This is a genomic window from Leucobacter shiyiweii, from assembly GCF_052446065.1.
GTDB lineage: Bacteria > Actinomycetota > Actinomycetes > Actinomycetales > Microbacteriaceae > Leucobacter.
In genome coordinates this window covers 804,807-829,547 of record NZ_CM127080.1, presented here as the reverse complement: position 1 = coordinate 829,547, position 24,741 = coordinate 804,807, and the positions used below count along the sequence as shown (strand labels likewise).

The following is a 24,741-nucleotide window of genomic DNA, read 5'->3' as shown; positions in this document are numbered from 1 at the left end:
ATCCCGCGTTACTCGGTCAACGCTCGGCGGATAGCCGAGAGCGCCTCGTCCAGTTTCGTTGGGTCGGTGCCGCCGCCCTGAGCGAGATCATCTTTTCCGCCGCCACCGCCACCCAGCACCTGCGCACCGATCTTGGCTAGCGCACCCGCTTTCACGCCGGCTTCACGTGCGGCTTGCGTGGTCGCGGCGATCACCACGGGTTTGCCCGCAGCTTCACCGGCAAGTGCAACGACCGCCGCGTCGCTCCCGAGCCGCTCACGCACTTGCTGTGCCATGGCCCGGACGTCGTCGGGGGATCCAACGGTTCCGAGCGATCCGAGAACAACCTTCACGTTGCCCAGACGTTCGACCTGGGCAAGGAGCTCTGGGATCCGCTCTGAGAGCTTCGCGGCCTCCAACTGAGCAATTTTCTTCTCGGCAACTTTCAACTGCGCGCTGAGATCTTGCACCCGTTGCACGAGTTCCAATCGCGGCACCTTGAGACCGCTCGTGAGCTGCTGCACGATTGCACGTTCAGCGGCAAAATTCCTAAACGCCTCGATTCCCACCAAGGATTCGACCCGTCGATTTGTCGAGCCAACTGAGCTCTCACTCACCAGACTGATCATTCCGATCTCTGCCGAGCTACCAACGTGTGTTCCGGCGCACAGTTCACGCGACCAGGGGCCCCCGATATCTACGACGCGAACTCGATCGCCGTATTTCTCACCGAACAGGGCCATGGCACCGAGCGCTTTGGCCTCATCAAGCGCCATCTCGCGGGTAACCACCGCATGGTCTGCGCGTATCGCGAGGTTGGAAACCTCTTCAATTTCGGATTTCGTTTCGGCTGACAGGGCGTCACTGTGCGTGAAGTCAAGTCGAAGGTATCCCGCCTTGTTGTATGAACCGGCTTGGTGAGCGTTAGACCCGAGCACTTCCCTCAGTGCGGCGTGCACGATGTGCGTACCCGAATGTGCCTGAGTAGCACCACGACGATAGTCAGCGTCGACGCGGGTCTCGGCGCGGGCATCAATCGATATGGTGCCCACGGTGACCTTCACCGTGTGCACGATGAGTCCCGGAACGGGCTTCTGAACGTCGAGCACCTCGGCCTCGAAGCCGTCGCCAACCACTGTGCCTTGGTCGCTGTCTTGCCCGCCAGACTCGGCCCACAGCGATGTCTCAGCGAGCACAAGTTCAGCGATTTGGCCTTCGTGGGCGGCGGGGACAGGCAGTCCGTCAACGACGATCCCGAGCACCCGGGTCTCGTGCGTGAGCTCCTCGTACCCGGTAAACACAGTCTCGCCCAGGCCGCGCAGCTCGCGGTAGACGGTCACGTCGGCGCGCTGCCCTTTCTTCGCCTTTGCGTCGGCCTTGGCCCGGTCGCGCTGTTCTTTCATGAGCGAGGCAAAGACGTCAGCATCTACAGCGACGCCAGCCTCTTCAGCGATTTCAAGAGTCAGCTCGATGGGAAAGCCAAGTGTGTCGTGGAGCAGGAATGCAGTGTCGCCGGGAAGATTTGTCTTGCCTCGGGCAGCACCCGAGATCGCCTCATCGAGGATCTGAATGCCAGAACCCAGGGTCCGCAGAAAGGCCTTCTCCTCGGCATAGGCCGCGCGGGAGATGAAGTCGAAATCGCGCTCAACCTCGGGGTAGGCACCCTTCATCGCGTCACGCGAAGCAGGGAACAATGTGGCAAAGGTGGGGCCCTCAACACCCAGCAGGCGCATCGACAGCGTGACACGTCGAAGCAGTCGACGCAGAATATACCCGCGGCCCTCGTTTGACGGGGTGACCCCGTCCGCGATGAGCATGAGCCCGCTGCGCACATGATCGGCGATCACGCGAAGGCGCACATCGTCTGAATGGTTCGCACCGTATTTCTTGCCAGCCAGGGATGCTGCGGCATCGAGTACGGGGCGCACCTGGTCGATCTCGTACATGTTCTCAACGCCTTGCTTGATGAAGGCGACGCGCTCAAGACCCATGCCGGTGTCGATATTCTTCTGGGGTAGCTCCCCCACGATCGTGAAGTCGGTCTTCGACTTCACGTCGGTGATGGAGTACTGCATGAAGACGAGATTCCAGATCTCGACGTATCGATCGTCGTCGGTAGCGGGGCCGCCATCAATCCCATAGTCGGGACCGCGGTCGAAGAAGATCTCACTGCAAGGTCCTGCTGGTCCCGGCTGACCGGTTGACCAATAGTTCGTGTCCTTCCCGAGCCGCTGAATGCGTGCCTCAGGTAGCCCAGCGATCTCGCGCCACAGGCGGAACGCCTCGTCATCGTCCTCGTACACCGTGACCCAGAGGTCCTGTGGGTCGAACTCGAGACCACCTTCAACCTCGGATGTCGTGAGGAGTTCCCAAGCGAAGCGGATCGCGCCCTCTTTGAAATAGTCGCCGAATGAAAAGTTGCCGCACATTTGAAAGAACGTGCCGTGGCGGGGGGTTCGCCCCACCTCTTCAATGTCGTTCGTGCGAATACACTTCTGCACGCTGGTCGCGCGTGAATAGGGCGACGGAACTAGGCCCGACAGGTACGGAACAAAGGGCACCATACCCGCCACGGTGAACATCAGGCTTGGGTCGTCACTGACAAGGGAGGCCGACGGCACGACCGTGTGACCGTTCTTCTCAAAAAAATCAAGCCAGCGCTGACGAATCTCGGCGGTCTGCATCGAAATATTGGTCCTTCGTGTGTCGCATTTCACGCAAATAAGCGGGGAGTCCGCGCCGCAGACATGCTGTCGCGCGGGGTGTTCCAAGGTTGGACGGGAGAGCTCGCTAAGGCTTTGCCTCGAGCTTCGCCAAGCGACGCTCGACGTCGTCGAGCACCTCGGAGAATTCCTCTTCGACCTCGTGATAACCAGCGGCTACCGCGTCACCGAATTCCTTCGCTCCGCGACCCACACGATCGAAAAAACGTCGACCTTCGGGCGTCTGATTGACGAAGTGCGCACCGACAAAGCCGAGCGCAATTCCGACGATCAGCCAAGACAGTCTGCGCATGTTGTTCTCCAGTTCCCTTATGACCCGCCTAGTCTACTGGGCCGGCTTTCTTATAGCCTCAGAAAACAACTGAGGGGGTGCCAGTTGGCACCCCCTCAGTTGTTTTCGCAGAAACTAGCGAGCAGCGTAGTACTCGACCACGAGCTGAACTTCACAGGTCACGGGAACCTCGGCGCGCTTCGGACGACGAATCAGTCGTGCCTGCAGCTTGTCGAGCTCGACCTCAAGGTAACCCGGAACCGGAGGCAGAACCTCGGCGTGGCCGCCAGCGGCAGCAACCTGGAACGGCTCAATGCCCTCGGACCGCGCCTTCACGTGGATGAGCTGGCCCGGCTTCACGCGGAAGGACGGACGATCCACAATCTGGCCATTCACCAGGATGTGGCGGTGGACGACCATCTGACGAGCCTGCGAGGTGGTGCGGGCGAAACCAGCACGAACGACCAGTGCGTCCAGACGCATTTCGAGCAGCTCGACCAGGTTCTCACCGGTCAGGCCGTCTTGGCGACGGGCTTCCTGGAACGCAATGAGAAGCTGCTTCTCACGGATGCCGTACTGGGCGCGAAGACGCTGCTTCTCACGCAGACGAACGGCATAGTCGCTGTCGCTCTTGCGCTTGGTGCGGCCGTGCTGGCCGGGGCCATAGGGGCGCTTCTCAAGGTAGCGAGCAGCCTTCGGGGTGAGTGGAATTCCAAGCGCCCGCGAGAGGCGAGTCTTGGAACGGGTACGCGACGTAGTCGACACGTGTTTCCTTTCAGGTTTCTGTATTCCCCATGGCACAGGACTCGCACCACGGAATGCCCCCTCGGCCAGGCTGAGCCCGCATCAACTCGTGATGCACGCGACACAGCACACCGTTACGGTGAGGGAACGACCAGTTGCAGAAACCCGGCGACCGGGCGACTGCCGTCGGTGTGTGCGCTCGCAAACTGAAACCGCACACGACGTTGGCCAGCGATAATCATATCAGGTTCTCGCGCCCGCGAGTGATTCGACGAATTTTTTCGAGTCTCTCTCGCACCACACGTTCATTTCCATGATCAGTCGGCGCATAGTAGACGCGATTCACTAGTTCATCGGGAAGGTGTTGTTGAGTCACCACCCCGAGCGGATCACCGTGTGGGTACACATAGCCCTTGCCATGGCCGAGCCGCTTTGCACCCGGGTAGTGACCGTCACGTAAAGGCTTCGGCACTCGGCCAATCTTCCCGGCTCGTACGTCTGCGATCGCGGCATCGATGGCCGAGATCACCGCGTTCGATTTTGGTGCTGTGGCGAGATAGATGGTGGCCTCGGCGAGTGGAATCCGGGCCTCCGGCAGGCCGATCAGTTGAGTCGCCTGAGCCGCAGCAACCGCGATAGGGAGTGCCTGAGGATCGGCGAGACCCACGTCCTCAGCGGCATGCACCATGAGCCTTCGCGCAATAAAGCGCGGATCCTCGCCCGCTTCGATCATGCGTGCAAGATAATGGATCGCCGCATCGGGATCTGAGCCACGAATCGATTTGATGAACGCGCTAATGACGTCATAGTGCTCGTCGCCGTTGCGGTCGTACCTGAGCAGCGCGCGATCAATGGAGGCAGCAACAATTTCGGCCGTCACCTGCGGAACTGGGCCGGGCTCCGCGGAGGAATCGGGAGGCAAATCAGCATCAGCATCTCGCGGACTCATGGTCGTGGGCGCCGGTGACGAGGCACTCTGCACACTCCCGGCAAGAGCAGATGCGGCGGAGGCCTCCAGACCGGTAAGTGCGCGACGCGCATCACCCGACGCGAGGTGCACCAGAGCGCTTCGCGCTTCGTCGGTGAGTTCAACTCTCCCGCTCAGGCCGTGCGGCTCGGCCACGGCTCTACGCAGCAGCGTAGAAAGTTCGTCATCCGTCAGTGGTTCAAGGGTGAGCAGCAGCGAGCGCGAAAGCAGGGGGCTAATGACAGAGAAGGAAGGGTTCTCCGTCGTCGCGGCAATCAGCGTGATCCACCCGTTCTCAACGCCAGGAAGCAGTGCATCCTGCTGCGCCTTAGAAAATCGATGGATCTCGTCAAGGAACAGAACCGTCGCGACGCCGAACAAGTCGCGGTCGTTGAGTGCTCGCTCCATAACCGTGCGCACGTCTTTGATACCTGCCGTCACAGCTGAGAGTTCGACAAACCGGCGGCCACTCGACTGAGCAACTGCCTGCGCCAGCGTTGTTTTTCCTGTGCCTGGAGGGCCCCAAAGGATCACCGAGACGGCACCTCCGCCATCGGTCGGCTCTGCAGCGAGCACTCGGAGCGGCGAGCCTGGCTGCAAGAGGTGCTGCTGACCGACGACCTCGTCGAGTGACCGAGGACGCATGCGCACCGCGAGCGGAGCGGTGTGGCCGACCAGTGGCTGCGTGTTCATTCCTCGATGCTAGCGACCGCTCCTGACACTGCGCGCGCGCTGTGGCATAGTTGGAGTGGCAGTATCACGGTCGGCGCGAGACGTCGACATCTCTACGATGACGGGTGAATCACGGTGAGTGCAGCGACGAACGAACATCCTTGGGGTCGAGTCGACGAGAACCAGACGGTTTACGTCCGGGAGGGCGACTCAGAACGCGAGGTGGGACAGTTCCCTGACGGCACCGCGGAGGAGGCGATCGCCTACTACGAGCGAAAGTTCGCTGACCTCGCAGGGCAGGTCACCCTACTTGAGGCTCGCATCGCACGCGGAACCGCTGGAGCAGAGATTGCTGACACCGTTGCTAAACTCCAGATGTTGCTGACTGAGCCAGCAGCGGTGGGCGACATTGCAGCGCTTCGCGTGCGCGTCGAGAAGCTCAGTGGCAAGGCAAACGAGCTCAGCGAAAAGCAGCAGGCTGAGCGCGAAGCGGCAAAGCAGGAAGCACTCGCGCAGCGAGAAGCGATCGTTATCGAAGCCGAACGCCTCGCCGCCCAACCCGAAACGCAAATCCGCTGGAAAGAAACCAGCCAGGCATTTGAGGATCTCTTCACGACCTGGCAGACCTCACAGCGCAACGGCCCGCAGGTACCCAAGTCACAGGCTGACGCCCTCTGGAAACGTTTCCGCAGTGCGCGGCAGAGTTTTGATTCGGCCCGGCGCGCTCACTTCGCCCAAATGGATGCCACAAACAAGGAAGTGAAACAGCAGAAGGAGCGCATCATTGCCGCGGCAGAGGGGCTTGCCCCGCGCGGGGTTGACGGGATCCCCGCTTATCGCAATCTGCTTGACGAGTGGAAAGCCGCCGGTCGCGCCAGTCGCAAACTCGACGACCAACTGTGGGCGCGTTTCAAAGCCGCAGGCGATCTGCTCTACGAGGCCAAAGCCGCGGAAGTGGCGCAATCCAACGAGGAGTACACGGCTAACCTGGAGGCAAAGCAGGCTCTGCTCGCCGAGGCTGAGCCGCTGCTCGCGGAAACCGACCGGGTTGTTGCCCGTAAGCGACTGACCGCATTGCAGCTGCGCTGGGACGAGGTGGGTCGCGTTCCGCGTGAGTCACTTCGCGACATCGAAGGCGGGATGCGCAAGATCGAAGATCACGTCAAGTCCCTCGAGGAGGAGCACTGGCGAAAGTCAAACCCCGAGACGAAGGCCCGCAGCGAGGGCCTGCGCGGTCAATTGGAGGCCTCGATCGCGGACCTGGAGGCTCAGATCGCTGCCGCGACCGACCCGAAGGCAAAGTCCGACGCAGAGGCCGCTCTTGCTACGCAGCGGTCGTGGCTCACGGCGCTCGGCGACTAGGAGTTATCCACAGATTCATCTCGGGTCCGCCGCTGAGGTCGGCTCGGTTGCAGAATTGAGGCATGACCGCTAAACCAGCGAACATCGCCCTCGCTCACCGACCGCTTGGCCTCCCCGCACGGGGACTGCCCGATCCACCTCGATACGACCTATGGCCTGAAGCCCTCCGCTCGGCAGAGCAACTTCGCGGCACACTCGTGCCGTGCGGGCCTGGGCTGCGCGGAGTCGGGTGGCCGGATAGTCCGCGAGTGCGCCTCGCCGCGCTCGCCCCGTGGCTGCTCCCGAGCCGCATCCCGGCGTTCCTCAGCGCAGCCTGGGTCTGGGGTGCCGCGCGCGGCCCCGGACGTCCGCTCCGCCTGAGCATGCCGGCTCGGAGCCGAAGCAAGGTGTCGGGATCGAGAGAGGTTCGCGAACACGAGCTGCGCCTGGGAGAGTCGGATCTCACCACATTCGGACCATTTCGCGTCACAAGCCCCCTGCGCACGGCCACCGATTTGCTCGTCGACTCCTCGCCTTTCGGCACAACTGAGGTGGTTGCCGTACGCCTCCTTTTCCCGCTCATTGAAGGCGGCGCAGAGGCCGTGCGTCTCCAACTCCTATCCACCAGACGACCCCATCGCAGACAAGCGCTTCGCAGGCTCGAAGGAATCAGCCCCGAACCGGGTGCGGGTGCGGCGCAGGCGAGAGCCTATGCCGAGTTGGTGCGATAAGCATCGTAGACACCCTCGATGCGCCGCACGGCGTTGAGCACATGCTCAAGGTGCATCGTGTTGCCCATTTCGAATACGAACCGACTGATCGCGAGCCGCGAACTGGAAGTCTGCACCGTCGCAGAAAGGATATTCACGTGGTGTTCAGAGAGCACGCGAGTCACGTCAGACAGAAGCCCTGAACGGTCGAGGGCCTCGACCTGAATATTCACCAGGAAGACGCTGTGCGATGTGGGAGCCCATTCGACGTCCACGAGCCGATCGCCTTGCCGCTCCAGCGCCAGGAAGTTCTGACAGTCCGTTCGGTGTACCGATACGCCCTGTCCTTTCGTAATAAAGCCGCGGATCTCGTCACCGGGCACCGGTGTGCAGCACTTTGCAAGTTTGACAAGCACATCCGTGGCACCCTTCACCACGACGCCTGAATGGGACAGCGATTTGCCCGGACGGGCCGGCGCCGACACTGGAACGGCGGCGAGGCCGGGGTCCGTGGAGGCGACATCGCGATCCACCAGCGCGGTGACCTTCTCAATAACCGACTGCGCTGACACATGGCCTTCGCCAACCCCAGCGAATAGACCGGCCACGTCGACGTAACGAAGCTGCAACGCCACCTGCTGAATCGCTTCAGAGTTCATCACCTGGTGCAGTGGGAGGTTCTGCTTGCGCAACGCCTTCATGAGCTCGTTCTTCCCGAGCTCCACCGCCTCTTCGCGACGCTCCTTAGTGAACCACTGACGAATCTTGTTCTGAGCCCGCTTGCTCTTCACAAAGGTCAACCAGTCGCGGTTCGGTCCGGCGTTCGGGTCTTTGGACGTGAACACCTCCACGACATCGCCGTTTTGGAGACCGGTCTCAAGAGGTACCAGGCGACCATTGACGCGGGCACCCATCGTACGGTGACCCACCTCAGTGTGCACCGCGTAGGCAAAGTCGACGGTCGTACCGCCGGCAGGAAGCCCGATAACTCGGCCTTTCGGCGTGAAGACGTAGACCTCCTTCGCACCAATTTCGAACCTCAGCGCATCTAGGAACTCACTCGGATCTTCGGTCTCTGCCTGCCAATCGGAGATGTGGGCGAGCCACGCCATGTCATTGGAGAGCGGTGCGGTGCTCCCCTGGCCTTGCTTGTACTTCCAATGCGCGGCCACCCCGTACTCAGCCCGCTGATGCATCTCGAAGGTGCGGATCTGAATCTCGACCGCGCGGCCGTCCGGCCCGATTACTGTCGTGTGGAGTGATTGGTAGAGATTAAATTTCGGGGTCGCGATGTAATCCTTAAACCGACCAGGAATTGGGGTCCAGCGAGCGTGAACCGCACCCAATACCCCGTAACAATCGCGAATGGAGTGCACAAGGACTCTGATGCCAACAAGGTCGTAGATGTCGTCAAAGTCGCGGCCTCGAACGATCATCTTCTGGTAGATCGAGTAGAGTTCTTTGGGCCGACCCGTTACCTCACCGCGAATTTTTGCCTCGCGCAGATCCTGCTCGATGGCCTGGGTAACCAGCCCCACCAGCTCTTCCCGCTTGGGGTTTCGCTGGCTCACCAAGTTGTCGATCTCTGCGTACAGCTTCGGTTTGAGCACTGCGAACGACAGGTCTTCGAGCTCCGTCTTCATCGATTGAATGCCGAGCCGATGCGCAAGGGGTGCGTATATCTCGAGGGTCTCCTGGGCTTTTCGCTTTGCGGAGTCTCCTGTGACGAACCCCCAGGTGCGGGCATTGTGAAGTCGGTCCGCAAGCTTGATCACCAGCACCCGGATGTCTTTCGACATTGCGACGACCATTTTCCGAACGGTTTCGGCCTGCGCAGAATCGCCGTACTTGACCTTGTCGAGCTTGGTGACCCCATCGACCAGCATCGAGATTTCATCGCCGAACTCTTCGGAGAGTTGGTCGAGTGAATAGTCAGTATCCTCCACCGTGTCGTGCAACAGTGCAGCGGCTATGACTACCGGGGAAACTCCGAGATCTGCCAGTATCTGTGCAACCGCGATCGGGTGGGTGATGTAGGGCTCACCGCTTCGTCGCTTCTGTCCGCGGTGAGAACGCTCGGCGACGATGTAGGCACGCTCAATGATCGATAGATCGGCCTTGGGCCAACCCGCACGAACCGTGCGCACCAGCTGGTCGACTGCCCCAGGGGAAGTGGCCCGCGAGAAGATCCGCGGCACCAACCTCTTCAACGATGACGCACTCGATTGCGACAGGTCACTCCCTGACATGCCTCACCTCCTGCGTCGTGAATGATTGAACGCTACACCACCTGGCGCATGCATCACGAACCGGGCTCGCCTCAGTGCTGGGTCGGCCCCGTCGCTCCATCGGCCGCAACGGCCCCTTGACCCGTACCGACCTTTTCGTCAGTACGTGCATCACCACTGTCGGCCTGCTGGTTCTGTGCGCCGCGAAGCTTCATCACACGAGCATCGTGCTTCTTGATTGACGCTTCGTTCTGACGCAATTGCACGTAAGTCGGTGCCGCGATGAAAATCGTCGAATAGGCACCTACGAGAATTCCGATGAAGAGCGCCAGGGAGATGTCCCTCAACGTGCCAGCGCCGAGCACGAACGCTCCGATGAACAGAATCGAGGCAACTGGTAAGAGCGCCACCACAGAGGTATTGATCGAGCGCACGAGGGTCTGGTTCACCGCGAGATTCACGGTCTCCGCGAAGGTGCGACGCTCCGTGAATTCACCTGGGGCTGTATTCTCACGGATCTTGTCAAACACCACGACCGTGTCGTAGAGCGAATAGCCAAGGATTGTCAGGAACCCGATCATTGCTGCAGGGGTGATCTCAAAACCCGAAATGCCGTAGATTCCTGCGGTCAGGATAAGGTCGTGGAACAGGGCGATCATGGCCGCAAACGACATCTTCCAGGTGCGGAAGTAAAGCGCCATCACGAGTGTGGCGAACAGCAGGAAGACCGCGAGCGCGATCAGGGCCTGACGGGTGATGTCTTGCCCCCAAAGCGCGCCGATGTACGACGAGGTGACCTCAGACTCGTCTACCCCGTAGGCGTCCGCGAGTGCAACCCGGAGTTCTCTCGACTCGCCCTCGTCGAGCTGTTCCGTCTGCACTCTGACGTCCGTCTGTCCGACGAGAGAAATACGCGGAGCGGAACCCGGAAGAATCTCTTCAACGGCACTCGCGGCGACCTGCTGGTTGCGAGCCTCACCACCCTCGGTATGGATCTGGAACTGGCTGCCACCGGTGAATTCGATACCGAACGTGAAACCGCCGCGTAGGAACGGCCCAGCGACAGCGATGACGATCATGACCGCGGCAATCGCGTACCAAAGCTTGCGACGGCCCACGAAGTCAATCGACTTCTCACCGGTGTAGAGCGCGTTACCGAACTCCCCAAATGAGCGACGAGCCATGTCAGCTGTCCTTTCCGGTCGAAGCCGTCTGAATAGGCTGCGAAGCGCCTGCCTCAGCTGCCTTGCGTTCGGCAATTGTCTGCCGTCGGTGCGCTTCCTTCACAGCTGCCTGATTCTTCTTTCCGGCGCCACTGTTCCTGATGACCGGCGCGCGAAACTGTGCGCGACCGCGGTAAACAGCGCCCAGTTGTTGCGGGTCGAGCCCCGAAGCCGGGTGCCCCTCACGATAGAACTTCGTGCGTGAGAGCAACGTCATCATCGGGTGGGTGAAGAGCGCCACCACGAGAATGTCAACAATGGTGATCAGACCAAGCGTAAACGCGAAGCCTCGCACACTGCCCACCGCGAGCAGGAAGAGAATTGCCGCGGCGAGGAAGTTGATGCCGTCAGAGGCGAGGATCGTGCGGAACGCCTGCTTCCATCCGTTCTCAACGGCCTTATCGATCGAGAACCCGTCACGCAGCGCATCGCGAATGCGCTCGAAATAAACGATAAAGGAGTCAGCCGTGATACCCACCGCAACAATGATGCCGGCAACTCCGGCTAGTGACAGTCGGTAGCCCTGCCGCCAAGAGAGCAGCGCGAGCAACAGGTAGGTCAATACAGCCGCGACAGCGAGAGAGGCGACAGTGAGGGATCCGAGCACGCGATACTGAATAAGCGAATATACGACCACCAGGATGAGACCGATAAGCCCCGCGAGCAGCCCCGCCTGCAGCTGGTTCGATCCGAGCGTCGCGGAGATGTCTTCCTGGCTTTGCACCGTGAATCCGATCGGCAACGCTCCGAACTTCAGCTGGTCTGCGAGCGCCTCCGCGCTTTCTTGCGTGAAAGAGCCGCTGATCGAAGGTCGACCGTCGAGTATCTGCCCGTTCATCTCTGGCGCCGACACGACCAGACCATCGAGAACGAACGCGAACTGGTTGAGCGGCGGTGTTGCCCCGTACATACGGGTACTGATCTGACCGAAGGTTTTCGTTCCTTCGTCGTTCAGCGTCATCTGAACGACCCACTGGCCCGTTGTGGCTCCTGTGGAGGTGGTGCCGATCATTGCGACGGCATCGGAGATGGTCTCGCCGCTCATCTCGACCGGGCCCAGGATGTACTTGTAGACCCCGAACTGGTCACAGGTGATGAGCGGGCGGTCTATCGCCGCTTCGCCCAAGCCAAGCGCCTCCTCCGAGGTGCACGAGAAATCATTGAACTCCGCGAGGAGACCCTCCGTCAACCATGCCGTGTCGAAGGCCGTGTCGGGCAGTGGATCCGGGTCGACGCCAGCCTGAGCAGTGTCATTCGCGGTCGCGGCTTCGGCGCCAGCATCCCCGTCACCTGTCGCATCAGCAGCGGCCCCCGACTCGTCAGCGGGAGCGTCACCCTCGCCCGAAATCTCGGTGTCCGCGAGTGCTTCTTCCTCTTCGCTTGGCGTCGATGTTCCCTGCCCAAAGAAGAGCACGGGGCGAAAATCGAGCTTGGCAGACGCCTCGATGCGCTGCAGCGTAGCTTCGTCGGCCTTGCCCGGGATCGAGACGGAGATGTTCTGGCTCCCCTGGGTCGTGATCTCCGCCTCGGCGACGCCGGACGCATCGACTCTCTGGCGGATAATTGCCACAGCCTGCTCGAGCTGCTCACCAGAAACCGACTGGCCATCGATCTGGGTGGGCGCGAGAAGGATCTGCGTTCCGCCCTGCAGGTCTAGTGCCAGCTTCGGCGTCCAGGTCGCTTCTCCGCGCCAGACGCCAAGAGCAATGACACCAACGAGGGCTATAGCAATGACCAACAGGGCGGTAAGCGAGCGCCGAGCTCGTCTCACAGCAGGTGACTGTGCCACGAATCGTCTACTTTCTGTAACTTAAAGAGGACCGACACAGAGAAGCGGACGCCCAGCGCCCGCTTCTCTGTGCAAAATACTAACCCTTGGGCTTGTCGCCGTCGGCGTCGGGCTGCACGTCGCTATCGTTCTTCGGAGCCTCGACGTTGGTCTCGCCAAAGCGCGCGCCGAAGGAGGGATCATCGTCGGGGGCGAGCTCGAGTTCTTCCTCCGCAGGTGCATCAACAGGTGTCACAACCTGGCCGATGGCGTTTCGATGCACGACGAGAGTTGATGTGCCACTACGCACCGTTACCCGATTTTCCTCATCGTCGATGTCTTCAATTGTTGCGAAGATCCCAGACTGAAGCATGACCTCGGCCCCAGGACGAAGGTTGCTCTGCAGTTCCTGCATCGCTTGCTGGCGCTTCTTGCCATTGCGGAACATAAAGAAGATGAGCACGGCAATGAGCCCAAACATAATGAGCGACATCGGGTCGAGAACCACGGCGATCCTTTCGGTGGGCAATCTGAGTAGGCGCAGCCAGGTTCGACTACGCAACCCTCACGACTATAGGGTATCCGGTAGCGGAATTCCCGTGTGTTCCCACCCGCGCCTGGTCGCCATCCGTCCGCGAGGCGTTCGCGTCAGCAGTCCTGTGCGCACGAGAAACGGCTCGACCACAGCCTCGATCGTCTCTGCCTCTTCCCCGACTGACACGGCAAGGGTCGACAGACCCACCGGCCCGCCCCCAAACCGCTCAACCACTGCCCGCAGTACCTCCCGGTCAAGCCGGTCGAGTCCAAACTGGTCGACGTCGTATAAAGTCAGCGCCGCCTGCACTGCCTCCGTGTCACCCGGCCTGCCGTGCACCAGACTGTAGTCGCGCACCCGCCGCAGGAGCCGGTTCGCAATTCGCGGCGTGCCCCGAGAACGACCTGCGATCTCATCAATTCCAGCGTCTGCGATAGCGAAACCGAGCAACCGCGCGGCGCGGTGCACCACCTGGGCGAGCTCGTCTTCAGCATAGAACTCAAGGTGTGCGGTGAAGCCGAAACGGTCACGTAGTGGATTCGGTAGGAGGCCGGATCTCGTCGTGGCACCGACCAAAGTGAACGGCGCCAGCTCCAGCGGAATCGAAGTGGCTCCGGCACCCTTGCCGACCATGATGTCGATCTTGAAATCCTCCATCGCGAGGTACAGCATTTCCTCCGCGCTGCGTGCCATGCGGTGAATCTCGTCGATGAAGAGCACCTCGCCCGGGGTGAGAGCAGACAACACTGCTGCGAGATCGCCGGCGTGCTGTATTGCCGGGCCTGAGGTCTGGTGCAGCGGCTTGCTGAGTTCAGTCGCCACGATCATCGAGAGCGTGGTCTTCCCTAGCCCAGGTGGGCCAGCGAGAAGAATGTGGTCGGGGGTGCGCTGCTGCATCTGCGCAGCGTCAAGCAGAAGGCGAAGCTGCCGCCTCACCTTCGACTGGCCGACAAACTCGTCGAGAGACTCTGGCCTGAGGGCACCTTCAAATCCCAGTTCGTTCTGTTCGACCTCGGGTGACAGCTCGACGCTCATTGCGCGGCCTTCCTGGGTGCGGCTCGGCCTGGACTGCGGGGCGTCTGGAGCAGTGCGAGAGCTGCGCGCAATAACGCCGAAGATTCAGAGGCGGCACCCGCCTCGATCGCGTCTCGCACGACGCCCTCGGATTGGGCCTCGCTGTACCCGAGACCGATGAGCGCCTGTTCGACGTCTGCGACGGCCACCGCGACGGGATCTGGCTGGTACTGCTCCCCGCGAACGTGTGGGGCGCCCTGCTGGGATCCATATGCCTGAGGAGTGACCTTACCCGCGAGAGAAACTGCGATGAGCTTTGCGGTCTTCGGACCAATTCCCGATACTTTTCGGAAGGGCTTCTCGTCTTCAGCGTGGACCGCCGCCGCTATCTCTGCGGGGCTCATCTCGGCCAGCACGCCGAGCGCACTGCGGGGCCCCACGCCCGACACCGCGAGAAGATGACCGAACACTTCCAAGTCATCGGTGGAAGAGAAGCCAAACAGCGTCAGGGAATCCTCACGCACGATGAGGGAGGTGTGGAGGAAGATTTCTTCTCCTGGATGCGATCCACCGACCCGACCGCTCGGCACTTCCACGCGTAGGCCCACACCGCCGACACTCACAACCACCCAGCCCGGACCAGCCGAGAGCACCTCACCACGAATTGAAGCAATCACAGGGACACCCTACGGCGATGAATCGGCCCCGGCACGCGCACACGCCGAAAAGTCGAACATACGTACGAAGCGGAGCGAGAACACGACCCGCTCCGCTTCGATGAGCGGAGCGGCTATCGTGTTGCGCCTACCGGCTCGTCTTTCGCGATCGCGTCCCGCGTCTTGATCGATCGATTGACCGCGCTGACGATGGCCTTCAGCGTAGCGCGCGTCGTATCGGGGTCGATGCCCACACCCCACAGACGTTGACCATCAACCTCAAGGTCGACATAGGCCGCCGCTACGGCGTCCCCACCCCCGCTCATCGCATGCTCGACAAAATCAAACAGGGTGACCGCATGGCCGGCAGTGTTGAGCCCGTTGATGAAGGCATCAACCGGGCCATTGCCGCGGGTAGTGAACTGCTGAACATCGTCTCCGACGCGGAAGTCGGCGATGAGTTCCGTCACCCCGTCACCCGCGCTGGTCGTCGCCGTGCGGAACAACTCGTACCGACCCCAGCGTTCAAAGGTGTCGTCTCCGGTTACCGGTAAGTACTCGTCTTGGAAGATCCGCCAGATATCTTCACTCGATACCTCGCCACCCTCGCTATCAGTGAGACCCTGCACCACAGCGCTGAACTCAATCTGAAGGCGACGCGGCAAATCAAGGGAATGATCGGTCTTCAGCAGGTATGCCACTCCGCCCTTGCCGGACTGCGAGTTTACGCGAATAACGGCTTCATAGGAACGACCAAGATCCTTAGGATCCACCGGCAAGTACGGAACAGCCCACTCGAGTTCGTCGACCGACACTCCCGCAGCTTCCGCGTCGCTGGCCATGCGTTCGAAACCCTTCTTGATCGCATCCTGGTGAGATCCGGAGAACGCCGTGTACACCAGATCGCCCGCCCACGGACTGCGTTCGTGCACACGAAGCTGATTGCAGTATTCGGCTGTACGCCGCACCTCGTCGAGCCGCGAGAAATCGATCTGCGGGTCAATTCCTTGCGTAAACATATTGATTCCGAGCGCCACCAGATCGACATTGCCCGTGCGCTCGCCGTTGCCGAAGAGGCATCCCTCGATTCGATCTGCGCCGGCCAGGTACCCCAGCTCAGCAGCAGCGATCGCGGTGCCGCGGTCATTGTGTGGGTGGAGCGAGAGAATCACGTTCTCACGATGCACCAGGCGCCTGCTCATCCATTCGATCGAGTCGGCATACACGTTCGGTGTGGCCATCTCGACCGTCGCGGGCAGGTTAATGATCACCTTACGCTCAGGGGTGGGCTGGAATACCTCAATGACGTCGTTACAGACCTCGAGCGCGTAGTCGAGTTCGGTGCCGGTATAAGATTCGGGCGAGTATTCGTAAAAGATCTCGGTATCCGCGCAGATTGACTCGCTCGCGATACACATCCGCGCACCCTGGAGCGCGAGCTGTCGGATGCCCTCACGATCTTCACGGAACACGACTTCGCGCTGCAGAATGCTGGTCGAGTTGTAGAGGTGCACGATGGCGCGTTTGGCGCCGATGAGCGACTCGTAGGTTCGCGTGATCAGGTGTTCTCGCGCTTGGGTGAGCACCTGAATCGTGACATCGTCAGGAATCGCGTTCTCTTCAATGAGGTGCCGAACAAAGTCAAAATCGGTCTGGCTAGCGCTCGGGAAACCGACCTCGATCTCCTTGTACCCCATCTTCACTAGCAGATCAAACATGATCCGCTTGCGCTCTGGGCTCATCGGGTCGATCAGTGCCTGATTACCGTCGCGCAGATCAACGGCACACCACCGAGGCGCTTGCGTCATGCGCTTCGAGGGCCATGTTCGGTCCGGCAGGTCCACCGGAATCATCTCGTGATAGGGGCGATACTTGTGGATCGGCATTGCCGAGGGCTGCTGCATGTTCTTCATGGTCTCGTCTTCTCTCGCTCTACGTTCTGCTCAGCCAACACGAACACCGCGACGAGAAAGGCCCGAAACTAGGACTCGTCGCGGCAGCTAAGAAGGAGCGAACCGAACAGCACTCCCCCAGCCTATCACCGCATTCGCATACGCTGGAGTCATGATGCGACTCTTGCTCCTCATCACCGCACTTCTCGCGACGCTCGGAGTGGCGATTGAAGTCACCCCCGCTCACGCTAATGTTGACGACTTCGAGTACGACAGCTGGCATGTCAGCTATCAGCTTGATGTCGATGAGGACGGACGCGCTGTAGCTCGAGTTACGGAGCAACTCGTCGCGGTGTTCCCCGACTTCGATCAGAACCGAGGCATCGTGCGCGCCCTGCCCCTCAGCTACGAACGAGCCGACGCAGCACCCCGGGATATTGCCATCTCCGACGCGGCGGGCAAGCCTGTGCCCTTTGAAGTCGAGGACGACGATACCTTTCGGATCATTTTGGTGGGCGACGACAGCTTCGTTCGCGGTGTGCAAACCTACGTGATCTCTTACACGCTCCATGACGTGGTCCTCGCCACCGACGACCGAGACGAGTTCTATTGGGACGTGGTTCCGATTGAGCGCCAACAGCCCATCGCCGCGTTTTCCGCAGAGTTCAGCATTGCAGAAGGACTCGGTGAAAAGTTGACCGGCGCGACGGCATGCTTCACTGGATCCGCCTATTCGACCGATACCTGCGAGATAAGTGAGGCGAGTCCCCAATCAGGGTCGGCGATGCTCACCGTTGAGCCCTTCGCCCTTCCCGCTGGATCTGGTGTGACCGTTGGGATCGCGTTCGAAAACGGAAGCGTGGTGCAGCCGCCCGTGCGCCTTCCGAATCCATTTCTCGATATCGTGCCCGTGGTCTCGGCCTCGGCGGCCTTGTTGCTCGGCCTCGTGTCTGCGGTGTTGATCGTCCTGGAACGCAGAAAGCGCCGCACCTATCGCGGCGTGATCGTTGCGCAGTACGAGGTGCCAGACAACCTGCCACCGCTGATCGCCGGACCTGTTTCGGGAGAGAACAAATCGACAATCGCTGCGCAGGTTGTGCACCTCGCAGTGCGCGGTGCACTGCGAATCGAAGACGGCACGGAGCCCGCTGGATTTCTCGGGAAGGGCAGACCGCAGCCGGTACTTCGACTGCTGGATCAGGGTCGGGCAGTTGATGGACTCGATCGCCGAACCATTTCCGACTTGTTTGGCTCTGCTGGCGCAGGAGCGACCTTCGCTCTGCCCAAGAAAGACGAGAAATTCGGCAAGAAAATGGTGGCCCTTTCTGGCGAGGGCGTCACGCAAGCCACCAAACGTGGTTACTTTGAGCAGATCCGCTCCCGCACCGCCACTATTCTCGGTGCGGCAGCCCTAGCGCTGGGTGCTCTGGCAGTCATCTTGACCTTCATCGGGATCGCACGCGAAAACTGGGTCACGATCACGGTGTCACTGCCCTTCGGATTCGCCGCGATTGTGCTCGGCATAGTCGGAATGGTGAAGCACAGGGTGCACACGCAGCAGGGTGCCGAGGCGCGGGAGCACCTAGCCGGCGTGCGCGAGTTCATTCGCGTTGCCGAGAGCGATCGTCTACGTCTTCTGCAAGGTCACACGACAGCAGAGCGTCGCCCTGACGGATCAGTCGATGTCGTCGTGCTGTACGAGAGGTTACTGCCCTACGCCATCCTTTTCGGCCTCGAGAAGGAATGGGGCAAGGTACTTGAGGTGCAGTACCACGAGACCGGAGTGGACAGCCCTTTGTGGTACCCGGCGCTCGGAGTGTATGGCTTGACGCACCTGGACCGATCGATCTCAAGCTTCAGCCAGTCGTTCACGAGTGCGGTGAGTTACAGCTCAAGCAGTTCGGGAGGAACGAGCGGCGGAGGCTTTTCGGGCGGCGGCGGGGGCGGCGGGTTCAGCGGCGGGCGCTAATCTCCCGCCGCGTTTGCTGCAGGATCCGGAGAAGGCACTAAAAACCGAGCCGTCCGAGCGCTTTCGGGTCGCGCTGCCATTCCTTCGCGACCTTCACCCGCATGGAAAGGTAAACGCGGCGCCCCAGCAGGGCTTCGATCTCGTGACGAGCGCGCTCCCCAACGTCGCGCAAGCGTGATCCACCTTTGCCGATCACAATGCCTTTCTGGCTGTCGCGTTCCACATACAGGCTCGCGTATATCTCGAGCAGTCCGTCTTCGCCCACCTCGCGGTCATCGACGCTAGCGGCAAGTGAGTGCGGAAGTTCATCCCGTACGCCGTCGAGCGCGGCTTCGCGAATCAGCTCGGCGATCCGGTCGTCTTCGCTCTCGTCGGTGGTCGTCTCGGCCTCGTAGAGCGGCGGCGACTCGGGCATGAGACCGAGCAGCACGTCTGCTAAAACGTCCAACTGTTCGGCGGTCACCGATGAGATCGGAACAACCGCGTCCCACTCGCGCAGCGTGCCAATCCGAGTGAGCTGGTCGATGATCTCGCTCTGGCTGGCCTGATCCACCTTCGTCAGAATCGCAACCTTCTTGGCGCGAGGAAAATCGTCGAGTCGCTCGTTGATGAAGCGGTCACCCGGACCGAGTTTCTCGTTTGCGGGTACACATAGCCCAATCACGTCCACATCGCCGAGCGTCGCTTCGACGAGGGCATTGAGCCGCTCCCCCAGCAACGTGCGGGGTCGGTGGATCCCGGGAGTATCCACGATGATGAGTTGACCGTCGGTGCGATGCACGATGCCACGGATGGCTTTTCTCGTGGTTTGCGGCTTCGGACTAGTGATCGCAATCTTCTCGCCGACGAGCGCGTTCGTGAGGGTCGATTTGCCCACGTTCGGCCGGCCCACAAACGAGACAAATCCGGCTCGGTGTTCGGATTCCATGGATGCCTCAGTTTCTTTCGGTGCTGTCATCTATCTTCATGATCTCGCCGGTGTCGTGACCAACCCAGCGCGCTCCCACTGTGACCAGTCGCTGCCGTCTTCGTTCTGTCTCAAGTGCGGTCAATTCAATGCCCGAGACAACCACGATATCTCCGGATTCAGCAAGCTTGCCTAAGTGCTTGGCGACGAGCCCACCCACGCTGTCAACTTCGTCATCTTCGAGTTCGACGCCAAAGATCTCGCCCAGACGGTCGACGGGCAGTCGTGCGCTGACCTGAAACGAGCCGTCCAGCTGGAGAATGGTTTCGGGTGCATCTCGGTCGTGTTCGTCGCTAATGTCTCCGAGGAGTTCTTCGATCAGGTCTTCGAGGGTAACGAGACCCGAGATGCCGCCGTACTCGTCGACGACAAGCGCCAAGTGGTTCGACTCACGCTGCATCTGTCGAAGCAGCTCATCTGCGCGCTGGAGCTCGGGAACAAATATTGCGGGCTTCATGATTCGGGTCACCGCGGCATGTTCAGCTTCGTCTGCTCGGCGAAGAACGAATCCGCTCGCATCGCGCAGGTATACCACGCCCTCAACATTGTCGGAATCGCCCGCAGTTACCACCGGCACCCGAGAATGCCTCGAGGCGAGCATCACTTCAAGCGACTCTCGCACCGACTGTTCCGTGTCTATGGTGACCATGTCGATCCGAGGCAGCATCACCTCACGAACGAGAGTTGTCCCGAATTCCATGAGTGAGTGGATGTAGTCTCGGTCGTCCTCCTCGAGCAGTTCCTGCTCGGTTGCCTGATCCACCATTGAAAGCAGCTGCTGTTCATCGCGAATGCGCACCCCGCCCGAGGTGCGGCCTGGAGTCACCCGGTCGCCAAATCGCATCAGCGCCCCGGCAATCGGTCCGAGCGAGAGTCGCACGAATCGCACAAACCTGGCAGAGAATCGGATCACGGCTTCGGCGTGATGCGTGCCGACGGTGCGCGGGCTTGATCCCACGAGCACAAAGGTAATCGCCGTCACAATAAGTGCCGCGAGTAGCAGCGCCAGCCACAATTGCTCAACCGAATACGCGAGCACCATCGTTATCAACACCGCCGAGAGTGTCTCCGCAGCCACTCGCGCGAAACTGATCGCGTTCACATGCGCGGCTTCGTCATCTGCGATGGCGCTGATCGCTTTTCCCACTCGCGGTGAGGATTCATCGGCAATCGAAAGGAGCTCGGCGCGTGATCGCACGCCGAGCGCGGCATCGCTTGCGGCCAGCAGCCCACCGATCAGCAGGAGAGCCGCAGCTCCCGCAAGGAAGAGGACCACAAGAAAACCGCTCATCACCGACGCTCTCGCACCGCGAAGCTCAGGAGGAGATCGCGCTGCAGCCCAAACATCTCTGCTTCCTCGTCTGGCGTGGCGTGATCGAACCCCAAGAGATGCAGCATGCCGTGGGTGAGGAGCACCTGCAGTTCCTGCGCCAGGTCATGCCCTGCTGCGTCAGCCTGTACCATCGCCACCTGCGGGCAGATCACGATATCTCCAAGCATTCCTGCAGGGGTGGTCGCGTCGGCGCGGCCAGGCCGCAGCTCATCCATTGGGAAGCTCAACACGTCTGTTGGACCTGGCTCATCCATCCACTGCACATGCAGCTGCTCGATCGCTGCTTCGTCGACGAGCATGACGCCCACTTCAGTCTGGGTATGCACGTGAAGGGATTCCAAGACGAAGGCGGCGAGCATTTGCAAGACCGACTCCTCAACACTGATGCCAGATTCGTTGTTGATTTCGACGCTCATGTAGTTCCTCCCTCGCGCCTGCGAGTCTCTTCAAACGCGCTGTAGGCGTCAACGATTCGTCCTACCAGGCTGTGTCTCACGATGTCGTCAGCAGTCAGCTCGGAGAAGTGGATATCTTCGACCCCCCGCAAAATGCGGCTCACTACGCGCAGGCCACTGGAGGCGATTGGCAGATCCACCTGAGTGATGTCGCCAGTGACAACCATTTTTGAGCCGTAGCCCAGACGGGTGAGAAACATCTTCATCTGCTCAGGTGTCGTGTTCTGCGCCTCGTCGAGGATGACGAACGATTCGTTAAGCGTGCGACCGCGCATATAGGCCAGGGGCGCCACCTCGATCGTGCCGCTCGCGATGAGTTTCGGCACAGCTTCGGGTTCCATCATGCTGCCGATCGCATCAAAAAGCGGACGCAAGTATGGATCGATTTTGTCTTCAAGAGTGCCCGGCAGGTAGCCCAGCCGCTCACCGGCTTCAACCGCGGGTCGCGTCAAGATGATCTTTGCGACCTCCCGTCGTTGCAGCGCCTGCACCGCTTTCGCCATCGCGAGATAGGTCTTGCCTGTGCCAGCTGGGCCGATGCCAAAAACAACGGTGTGTTGGTCAATCGCGGTGACGTAGTCGCGTTGTCCCTCAGTTTGCGGACGCACGGAGTGCCCGCGCACGGAGAGAATCGGTTCACTCAGCACCTGCGATGCAGTCGGACCGTCGCCACGGTGCACCATGCGGGTGACCTCGCGAACGTCGTGGCGGGAAACCGCGCCCGAGCGGCGGGCAACCTCGAGCACCTCGGCGACAACACGTTCGGCCGCCTTCACCTCGGCGGCGGGTCCGCTCAGTGTCATGACGTGATCGCGCGCGTGAAACTCCACTTGGGGATGCTGCCGCTCGAGGTCAGCGATGAGCTGATCTCGGTGGCCGAGAAATGAGGCGACATCGACTCCTGTGAGGAGAACAGTGCGCTGCAACAGTGGATCGCGAGCTACGCCCGCTCCCCGAGATTCGTCGCCGACTGACAAGTCGCGTGCGTCAGATTCAGGATCCAACGATTTCGCTCTCCTTCAGGCCACCGGCAAGCACGTGGGCATGAACATGGAAAACCGTTTGACCAGCGTTCACGCCGGAGTTAAACACGAGACGGAAGTCACCGTCCGCGTGCGTGCGAGCAAGCTGCTGCGCTACCTCCACCATCTCAGCCAACAGCTCGGGGTCGCCAGCCGCCAGCTCGACGACGTTTGCGTACTCGGTGGTCTTGGGTACCACCAGAATATGCACTGGCGCCTGCGGCGCGATGTCGGGGAACGCGATGACCCGATCGGTCTCGGCAAGTCGCTCGACAGCGATCTCACCTGAGATGATCTTGCCAAAAATGGTTGATTCTGCCATCCCCCTAGCCTAGCCGGGTTCACTCACCAGCGGCCGAGAGCGGCATTCAAGAGGGCGAGCGCGGCGGGGCCGGCGGAGGAAGTGCGCAGCACCGCGTCACCCAGCTGCACTACCTGGGCGCCGGCACGCTCGAGTGCGTCGATTTCTCGGTCACTGAGACCGCCCTCAGGGCCGACAATCACGATGATCTCACGGCAGGCGTCGCCCTCGGCGTCGCCCAGCTGGCGGGCCCAGGCGCTGAGCCGCTCTACACCACGAGGATGCAGCACGAGCAAATGCGTGCCCGCTGTGCCCGCGAGTTCGCAGAGCCCCGAGAGCGTCACCAGAGGGTCGACCTGTGGGATTCGCACGCGCAAAGACTGCTTCGCGGCCTCTCTCGCGACCCGCTGCCACTTCGCAACGCCCCGGGGCGTTTTCTCCCCGTCCCAGCGCGAGACTGAACGCTCGGCCTGCCACGGCATGATCCGATCAACGCCGAACTCCGTTGCTTGCTCGACGGCACGTTCGTCTCGGTCGCCCTTCGCAAGGGCTTGCACCAGTACCAGCCGGCTCTTTGTTGGCTGGTCACGGTACACGCTGTCGAACCGCACGGCGAATCGATCCCGATCAACCACGGTGACCTCACCGTGCCCCGCGGTTCCTGCACCGTCTCCTACGATGATGCGCTCGCCGACACGCAGTCGACTCACCCGCACTGCGTGCCGAGCTTCGTCACCAAGCACTTCGACAACGTTTCCGACCGTGAGGTCCGCCGCCGCGAGATCCTCACGATAGTAGAGATGGGCCATGACCGACTAACCCTGCCGGAAGAAGCGATCCCGAATCTTGCCGAAGAGCCCTTGCTGAAACTCGCCCAGCGTGGGAGGTTCTTCCTTGCGCAGCGCGGCAAGCTGACGCACGAGGTCTTTTTCGCGACCGGCAAGCTTCGTCGGCGTCACAACCTGAACTGCAACTTTGAGGTCTCCTCGCGTCGTGGATCGCAATCCTTGTATGCCTCGCCCGCGAATCGTGATGATGTCACCCGACTGCACCCCTGCGGGAACCTCGAGCAGGGCGTCTCCGTCGAGCGCGGCGACAGTGTTCTCTGCCCCGAGAATCGCATCAGTCATGCTGACCTGAGCCGTAGCGAGCAGATCGTTTCCATCACGACTAAACACGTCGTGATGCATGACCCGGAACTCAATGAAGAGATCGCCGTTCGGCCCGCCCGCCGGGCCGACTTCTCCGCCCCCACGCATTTGCATCCGGGTGCCGGTATCGATGCCCGAAGGAATATCGATGTTCATCGTGCGGCGCTCCCGCACTCGGCCCTTGCCGCCACACTCGACGCACGGGTGGGCAATCACAGTGCCGTAACCCGAGCAGCTTCCACACGGGTGCATTGTCACGACGTTGCCGAAGAGCGAGCGAACCTGTCGTTGTACTTGACCGGCCCCGCCACAGACGTCACAGGTGACCGGTGAGGTACCCGGCTGGCAGCAACTGCCCGAGCACGTGCCACAGAGCACCGCGGTGTTGACGGCGATCTCGCGCTGCACACCGAAGATCACTTCAGCAAGTTCCACGTCGACACGAATCATCGCGTCGTCACCTCGTTCGGCTCGTGCACGCGGACCGCGCTGACCCCCGCCGAATCCCCCGCCAAAGAAGGTCTCAAAGATGTCGCCGAAGCCTCCAGCCCCGCCTTGGTCGCCGCCCATGTCGTAGCGCTGACGCTCGTTCGGGTCGCTCAACACATCGTAGGCATGAGTAACCATTTTGAAACGCTCTGCCGCATCTCCGCTTGGGTTGACGTCGGGATGCAATTCTCGCGCGAGTCGGCGATATGCCTTCTTGATCTCGTCAATCGATGCTTCGCGGGAAACGCCGAGCGTCTCATAGTGGTCCGCCACTGTGTGCAGCCTCTCGTTCTGGGATGTAAAGAATGGAAATGTAGATGAAAAAGTGGAT

21 protein-coding genes are annotated in these 24,741 nt (G+C 61.0%); 3 read left to right on the top strand and 18 right to left on the bottom strand.

Annotated features, from left to right (window positions below; all coding sequences use genetic code 11):
- Positions 1-8: 8 nt before the first annotated feature.
- The 4 genes from alaS to ACTNFJ_RS03910 all read right to left on the bottom strand — a co-directional run bounded on the left by alaS (position 9) and on the right by ACTNFJ_RS03910 (position 5,377).
- Positions 9-2,663, bottom strand: coding sequence for an alanine--tRNA ligase (gene alaS, locus ACTNFJ_RS03925; protein WP_435906933.1), 2,655 nt, complete (start codon positions 2,661-2,663; stop codon positions 9-11).
- Positions 2,664-2,769: 106 nt separating this feature from the next.
- Positions 2,770-2,994 (bottom strand): hypothetical protein, encoded by a 225-nt coding sequence (locus ACTNFJ_RS03920; protein WP_435906934.1) that lies wholly within the window; start codon positions 2,992-2,994, stop codon positions 2,770-2,772.
- Positions 2,995-3,108: 114 nt separating this feature from the next.
- Positions 3,109-3,738 carry a 30S ribosomal protein S4 gene (rpsD, locus tag ACTNFJ_RS03915; protein ID WP_435906935.1) on the bottom strand — a complete coding sequence of 210 codons (630 nt, stop codon included), beginning with the start codon at positions 3,736-3,738 and terminating at the stop codon, positions 3,109-3,111.
- A gap of 217 nt (positions 3,739-3,955) precedes the next feature.
- Positions 3,956-5,377, bottom strand: a complete 1,422-nt coding sequence (locus ACTNFJ_RS03910; RefSeq protein WP_435906936.1) for a replication-associated recombination protein A — start codon at positions 5,375-5,377, stop codon at positions 3,956-3,958.
- 114 nt (positions 5,378-5,491) lie between these two features.
- On the opposite strand from ACTNFJ_RS03910, the gene ACTNFJ_RS03905 reads away from it, so the two are divergent.
- Together ACTNFJ_RS03905 and ACTNFJ_RS03900 are read left to right on the top strand one after the other, a co-directional pair.
- Positions 5,492-6,718, top strand: coding sequence for a DUF349 domain-containing protein (locus tag ACTNFJ_RS03905; protein ID WP_435906937.1), 1,227 nt, complete (start codon positions 5,492-5,494; stop codon positions 6,716-6,718).
- Between the two features lie 62 nt (positions 6,719-6,780).
- Positions 6,781-7,428: a hypothetical protein gene (locus tag ACTNFJ_RS03900; protein WP_435906938.1), complete on the top strand. Its 648-nt coding sequence runs from the start codon at positions 6,781-6,783 to the stop codon at positions 7,426-7,428.
- Here ACTNFJ_RS03900 and ACTNFJ_RS03895 read toward each other — a convergent pair.
- The 7 genes from ACTNFJ_RS03895 to leuA form a co-directional block, all read right to left on the bottom strand.
- Positions 7,407-9,656 (bottom strand): RelA/SpoT family protein, encoded by a 2,250-nt coding sequence (locus ACTNFJ_RS03895; protein ID WP_435906939.1) that lies wholly within the window; start codon positions 9,654-9,656, stop codon positions 7,407-7,409. The two genes, ACTNFJ_RS03900 and ACTNFJ_RS03895, sit on opposite strands and share 22 nt — an antisense overlap.
- Before the next feature lie 71 nt (positions 9,657-9,727).
- Positions 9,728-10,819, bottom strand: a complete 1,092-nt coding sequence (gene secF, locus ACTNFJ_RS03890; protein ID WP_435906940.1) for a protein translocase subunit SecF — start codon at positions 10,817-10,819, stop codon at positions 9,728-9,730.
- 1 nt (position 10,820) lies between these two features.
- Positions 10,821-12,647 carry a protein translocase subunit SecD gene (gene secD, locus ACTNFJ_RS03885; RefSeq protein WP_435906941.1) on the bottom strand — a complete coding sequence of 609 codons (1,827 nt, stop codon included), beginning with the start codon at positions 12,645-12,647 and terminating at the stop codon, positions 10,821-10,823.
- Positions 12,648-12,726: 79 nt separating this feature from the next.
- Positions 12,727-13,134: a preprotein translocase subunit YajC gene (gene yajC / locus ACTNFJ_RS03880; protein ID WP_435906942.1), complete on the bottom strand. Its 408-nt coding sequence runs from the start codon at positions 13,132-13,134 to the stop codon at positions 12,727-12,729.
- Between the two features lie 63 nt (positions 13,135-13,197).
- Positions 13,198-14,196, bottom strand: a complete 999-nt coding sequence (gene ruvB / locus ACTNFJ_RS03875) for a Holliday junction branch migration DNA helicase RuvB (RefSeq protein WP_435906943.1) — start codon at positions 14,194-14,196, stop codon at positions 13,198-13,200.
- Complete coding sequence (ruvA, locus tag ACTNFJ_RS03870; protein WP_435906944.1) at positions 14,193-14,852, bottom strand: Holliday junction branch migration protein RuvA; 660 nt, start codon at positions 14,850-14,852, stop codon at positions 14,193-14,195. The genes ruvB and ruvA overlap by 4 nt, the downstream gene beginning before the upstream one ends.
- 113 nt (positions 14,853-14,965) lie before the next feature.
- Entirely contained in the window at positions 14,966-16,744 is a 1,779-nt protein-coding gene (gene leuA / locus ACTNFJ_RS03865) for a 2-isopropylmalate synthase (RefSeq protein ID WP_435906945.1), read from the bottom strand.
- A gap of 151 nt (positions 16,745-16,895) precedes the next feature.
- Between leuA and ACTNFJ_RS03860 the strand changes: the two genes are divergently transcribed.
- Entirely contained in the window at positions 16,896-18,692 is a 1,797-nt protein-coding gene (locus tag ACTNFJ_RS03860) for a DUF2207 domain-containing protein (protein WP_435906946.1), read from the top strand.
- Between the two features lie 37 nt (positions 18,693-18,729).
- On the opposite strand, the gene era is transcribed toward ACTNFJ_RS03860, so the two are convergent.
- The 7 genes from era to dnaJ all read right to left on the bottom strand — a co-directional run bounded on the left by era (position 18,730) and on the right by dnaJ (position 24,683).
- Positions 18,730-19,620 carry a GTPase Era gene (era, locus tag ACTNFJ_RS03855; RefSeq protein ID WP_435906947.1) on the bottom strand — a complete coding sequence of 297 codons (891 nt, stop codon included), beginning with the start codon at positions 19,618-19,620 and terminating at the stop codon, positions 18,730-18,732.
- 7 nt (positions 19,621-19,627) lie between these two features.
- Positions 19,628-20,950, bottom strand: a complete 1,323-nt coding sequence (locus ACTNFJ_RS03850; protein ID WP_435906948.1) for a hemolysin family protein — start codon at positions 20,948-20,950, stop codon at positions 19,628-19,630.
- Positions 20,950-21,408 carry an rRNA maturation RNase YbeY gene (ybeY, locus tag ACTNFJ_RS03845; protein WP_435906949.1) on the bottom strand — a complete coding sequence of 153 codons (459 nt, stop codon included), beginning with the start codon at positions 21,406-21,408 and terminating at the stop codon, positions 20,950-20,952. Before ybeY ends, ACTNFJ_RS03850 begins: the two co-directional genes overlap by 1 nt.
- Entirely contained in the window at positions 21,405-22,373 is a 969-nt protein-coding gene (locus ACTNFJ_RS03840) for a PhoH family protein (RefSeq protein WP_435907007.1), read from the bottom strand. The genes ybeY and ACTNFJ_RS03840 overlap by 4 nt, the downstream gene beginning before the upstream one ends.
- A gap of 67 nt (positions 22,374-22,440) precedes the next feature.
- Positions 22,441-22,791, bottom strand: a complete 351-nt coding sequence (locus ACTNFJ_RS03835) for an HIT domain-containing protein (protein WP_435906950.1) — start codon at positions 22,789-22,791, stop codon at positions 22,441-22,443.
- 23 nt (positions 22,792-22,814) lie between these two features.
- Entirely contained in the window at positions 22,815-23,579 is a 765-nt protein-coding gene (locus tag ACTNFJ_RS03830; protein WP_435906951.1) for a 16S rRNA (uracil(1498)-N(3))-methyltransferase, read from the bottom strand.
- Between the two features lie 6 nt (positions 23,580-23,585).
- Positions 23,586-24,683 (bottom strand): molecular chaperone DnaJ, encoded by a 1,098-nt coding sequence (gene dnaJ, locus ACTNFJ_RS03825; RefSeq protein ID WP_435906952.1) that lies wholly within the window; start codon positions 24,681-24,683, stop codon positions 23,586-23,588.
- Positions 24,684-24,741: the final 58 nt, after the last annotated feature.

What these genes read in the sequence shown, in the direction of transcription:
- alaS (WP_435906933.1), bottom strand. Translation starts at nt 2,663, where the DNA reads ATGCAGACCGCCGAGATTCGTCAGCGCTGGCTTGATTTTTTTGAGAAG.
- ACTNFJ_RS03920 (WP_435906934.1), bottom strand. Translation starts at nt 2,994, where the DNA reads ATGCGCAGACTGTCTTGGCTGATCGTCGGAATTGCGCTCGGCTTTGTC.
- ACTNFJ_RS03910 (WP_435906936.1), bottom strand. Translation starts at nt 5,377, where the DNA reads ATGAACACGCAGCCACTGGTCGGCCACACCGCTCCGCTCGCGGTGCGC.
- ACTNFJ_RS03900 (WP_435906938.1), top strand. Translation starts at nt 6,781, where the DNA reads ATGACCGCTAAACCAGCGAACATCGCCCTCGCTCACCGACCGCTTGGC.
- ACTNFJ_RS03895 (WP_435906939.1), bottom strand. Translation starts at nt 9,656, where the DNA reads ATGTCAGGGAGTGACCTGTCGCAATCGAGTGCGTCATCGTTGAAGAGG.
- secF (WP_435906940.1), bottom strand. Translation starts at nt 10,819, where the DNA reads ATGGCTCGTCGCTCATTTGGGGAGTTCGGTAACGCGCTCTACACCGGT.
- ruvB (WP_435906943.1), bottom strand. Translation starts at nt 14,196, where the DNA reads ATGAGCGTCGAGCTGTCACCCGAGGTCGAACAGAACGAACTGGGATTT.
- leuA (WP_435906945.1), bottom strand. Translation starts at nt 16,744, where the DNA reads ATGAAGAACATGCAGCAGCCCTCGGCAATGCCGATCCACAAGTATCGC.
- ACTNFJ_RS03860 (WP_435906946.1), top strand. Translation starts at nt 16,896, where the DNA reads ATGATGCGACTCTTGCTCCTCATCACCGCACTTCTCGCGACGCTCGGA.
- era (WP_435906947.1), bottom strand. Translation starts at nt 19,620, where the DNA reads ATGGAATCCGAACACCGAGCCGGATTTGTCTCGTTTGTGGGCCGGCCG.
- ACTNFJ_RS03850 (WP_435906948.1), bottom strand. Translation starts at nt 20,950, where the DNA reads ATGAGCGGTTTTCTTGTGGTCCTCTTCCTTGCGGGAGCTGCGGCTCTC.
- ybeY (WP_435906949.1), bottom strand. Translation starts at nt 21,408, where the DNA reads ATGAGCGTCGAAATCAACAACGAATCTGGCATCAGTGTTGAGGAGTCG.
- ACTNFJ_RS03835 (WP_435906950.1), bottom strand. Translation starts at nt 22,791, where the DNA reads ATGGCAGAATCAACCATTTTTGGCAAGATCATCTCAGGTGAGATCGCT.
- ACTNFJ_RS03830 (WP_435906951.1), bottom strand. Translation starts at nt 23,579, where the DNA reads ATGGCCCATCTCTACTATCGTGAGGATCTCGCGGCGGCGGACCTCACG.